Origin of the sequence: Kitasatospora sp. NPDC058406 (assembly GCF_042722765.1) — a bacterium.
In the GTDB taxonomy this organism is placed as follows: Bacteria; Actinomycetota; Actinomycetes; order Streptomycetales; family Streptomycetaceae; genus Kitasatospora.
Window position 1 is genome coordinate 1 of record NZ_JBHXKE010000441.1, and the last position, 3452, is coordinate 3452.

The window sequence follows — 3452 nt, forward strand, 5'->3', positions numbered from 1 at the left end:
TTGGCGGAGCGTCTGGTGCGTGGGTGCGGTCGGGTGACGAACGTGTACGGGCCGACGGAGGTGACGGTGTGGGCGACGGCGGCGGAGCTGGCGGCGGACCACCGGGGCGTCCCCGCCATCGGCGTGCCCTTCCCGCAGGTCCGCGCACTGGTCCTCGACAGTGCCCTCCAGCCGGTGCCGACCGGTGTGCCCGGCGAGCTGTACCTCGCGGGTGAGCAGCTGGCCCGCGGCTACCTCGGGCGGCCCGGCCTCACCGCGGGCCGCTTCGTGGCGGACCCGTACGGCCCGGCCGGCGGGCGGATGTACCGCACCGGTGACCTGGTGCGGCGCCGTGCCGACGGGCAGCTGGACTTCCTGGGCCGGGTGGACGACCAGGTGAAGCTGCGCGGCTTCCGGATCGAACTCGGCGAGGTGGAGGCCGCGTTGGCCGCCCTGCCGGGCGTCGGCCGGGCCGTCGTCCTGGTCCGCGAGGACGTGCCCGGGCAACAGCAGCTGGTCGGCTACGTCACGGGCACCGGCGGTACGGACGCAACCGCGGACGGCACCGGCGCCGAGGCGGAGCCGCCCGCCCCCGAGGAGCTGCGCCGGGGTGTGGCGGCGGTGCTGCCCGAGTACATGGTCCCGTCGGTGGTCGTGGTGCTTGAGGTGCTGCCGCTGACGGCCAACGGCAAGACCGACCGCCGGGCACTGCCCGCCCCGGACCGGGCCGTCACGGCCGGTCGGCTGCCGGCCACCCCGGCCGAGGCCGTGATCTGCGGCATCCTCGCCGAGGTGCTCGGCCTGACCGCCGTGGGTGCGGACGACGACTTCTTCGCGCTCGGGGGCCACTCGCTGCTCGCCGCGCGCGCCGCCGGCCGGATCCGGCGGCGGTTGGGCGTCGACGCGGCCATCCGGGACGTCTTCGAGGCGCCCACCCCGGCCGCGCTCGCCGCCCGCCTGGCGGGCCGGACCGCCGTCGAGCGCCCCGCGCTGACGGCCGGACCGCGCCCCGAGCCGCTCCCGCTCTCCGCGGCGCAGCGCGGCCTCTGGTTCCAGTACCAGGTCGAGGGCCCGAGCGCGACCTACACCATCCCCTTCGTCGCCCGGATCGACGGGACCCCCGACGTGGCCGCGCTCGCGGCGGCGCTGGCCGACCTGACGGCCCGGCACGAGAGCCTGCGCACCGTTGTCGGCGAGCGGGACGGGGAGCCGTACCAGCGGGTGCTGACCCCGGCCGAGGCGGCCGAGGCCGCGCCGCTGACCGTCCGCGACGTCCCGGGCGACCAGGTCGACCGGGAGATCGCCGCTGCGCTCGCGCACCGCTTCGACCCGACCGCCGAACCGCCGCTGCGGGCCACCCTGCTGAGGGATCCCACCGGTGCCGCGACGCTCGTCGTCGCCCTGCACCACATCGCCGGCGACGAGGCCTCCCGGGGGCCGCTGATGGCGGACCTCCAGGCCGGCTACGCCGCGCGGCTGGCGGGCCGGGCCCCGGAGTTCGCCGAACTTCCGGTTCAGTACGCGGACTTCGCGCTCTGGCAGGCGAGTCTGGACCAGGCGGCGCCGTTGGCCCACTGGCGGCGGGCGCTGGCGGGGCTGCCGGAGGAGATCCCGCTGCCCGCCGACCGTCCCCGGCCGGCCGTTCCGAGCGGGCGGGGCGACACCGTCGGGTTCGCCGTCCCCGCGGACGTCGCCGAGCGCCTGCGCGCGCTCGCCGCCGACCACGGAGCCACGCCCTTCATGGTCGTCCACGCGGCGGTGGCGGCGTTGCTGCACCGGCTCGGCGGTGGTGACGACGTCCCGTTGGGCACGCCGGTCGCCGGGCGCGGCGGGGAGGCCGCGCTGGACGGGCTGGTGGGCTTCTTCGTCAACACGGTGGTGCTCCGCGCCGACCTGTCGGGCGATCCGACCTTCGCCGAACTGCTCGACCGGGTCCGGGCCGCGGACCTCGCCGCCCTCGACCACGCCGACGTGCCGTTCGACCGGGTGGTGGAGGAGCTCGCCCCGCCCCGGGCCCCCGGCCGCCACCCGCTGTTCCAGGCGATGGTCGCGCTGGAGGAGGCGGCCCCCGACACCTCCCGGCTGTTCGGCCTCGCCACCGAGGAGGTGGCCGTCGACCCCGGCGCCGCCAAGTTCGACCTCGACGTGGTGCTCAGGCCGGCCCGGCCCGGCGGCTCGTCCGCAGCCGATCCGGCGGCCGGCGACCCCGCCGCCGACGGACTGGTCGGCGGCATCCGCTACGCCACCGACCTGTTCGACCGCGCCACCGTGCAGGCCCTGGCCGCCCGGCTGGTCCGCCTGCTGACCCTGGTGACGGCCGAGCCCGGCACCCCGATCGGCCGGCTCGACCTGCTGTCCCCCGGCGAGCACGCCGACCTGGACCGCTGGAACGCCACCGGCCGCGTCCGCCCGGTCACCACCGTCGCCGAGGAGTTCGCCGCCCGGGCCGCCGCCACCCCCGGTGCCACCGCCGTGGTGGCCGGCGCCGACCGGCTGACGTTCCGTGAGCTCGACGAGCGCGCCAACCGGCTCGCCCGCCTGCTGATCGCCCACGGCGCCGGACCGGGCACGCTGACCGCGCTCGCCCTGCCGCGCACCGCCGACGCGGTCGCCGCCCTGCTGGCCGTGCTGCGCCTGGGCGGCGGGTTCCTGCCGCTCGACCTCGGGCTGCCCGCCGACCGGCTCGCCCACATGCTGGCGGACTCGGCCCCGGACGTCGTCCTGGCCACCGGCGCGAGCGCCCGGCTGCTGCCGCCCGGGACCGGGACCCTCGTCCTCGACGACCCGGCCACCGCCGCGGACCTCGCCGCCGGACCGGCCGCGACCGTCCACGTCCCGGCCGACCCGTCCGAGGTGTCCTACGTCATCCACACCTCGGGCTCGACCGGGCGGCCCAAGGGGGTCGTCCTCACCCACGGCGGACTCGACAACCTGTACCACGACCACGACCGCACCCTCTACCGTCCGGTCGCCGCCGCACTGGGCCGGCGCGTGAGCGCCCTGCACACCGCGTCGTTCTCCTTCGACTCCTCCTGGGAGCAGCTGTTCTGGCTGATCGCCGGCCACGAACTGCACCTGCTCGACGACATCCTCCGCCGGGACGCCGAGGCGGTCGTCGGCTACTGCGCCGAGCACCGGATCGACGCCCTCGACGTCACGCCCTCCTACGCGCGGCAGCTGCTGGACGCCGGCCTGCTGACCGGCGCCCACCGCCCGCCGGTGCTGCTGCTCGGCGGCGAGGGCGTGCCGCCCGACCTCTGGGCCGAGCTGCGCGGCCACCCGGACGTCCGGGTGGTCAACTACTACGGGCCGACCGAGTTCACCGTCGACGCCCTGGTGGCCGGGACGGCGGACGCCGACGGGCCGGTGATTGGGCGTCCGCTCGACAACACCCGGGCCCACGTGCTGGACGCGCGGCTGCGTCCGGTGCCGCCGGGTGTGCCGGGTGAGCTGTACCTCGCGGGGGTGCAGCT

General features: G+C 77.3%; 1 protein-coding gene. It reads left to right on the top strand.

Features of this window, described 5'->3' with window-relative positions; translation table 11 throughout:
• Positions 1-33: 33 nt before the first annotated feature.
• On the top strand, positions 34-3452 hold a 3419-nt coding region (locus ACFWOG_RS40165; protein WP_380364628.1), incomplete at its 3' end, for an AMP-binding protein.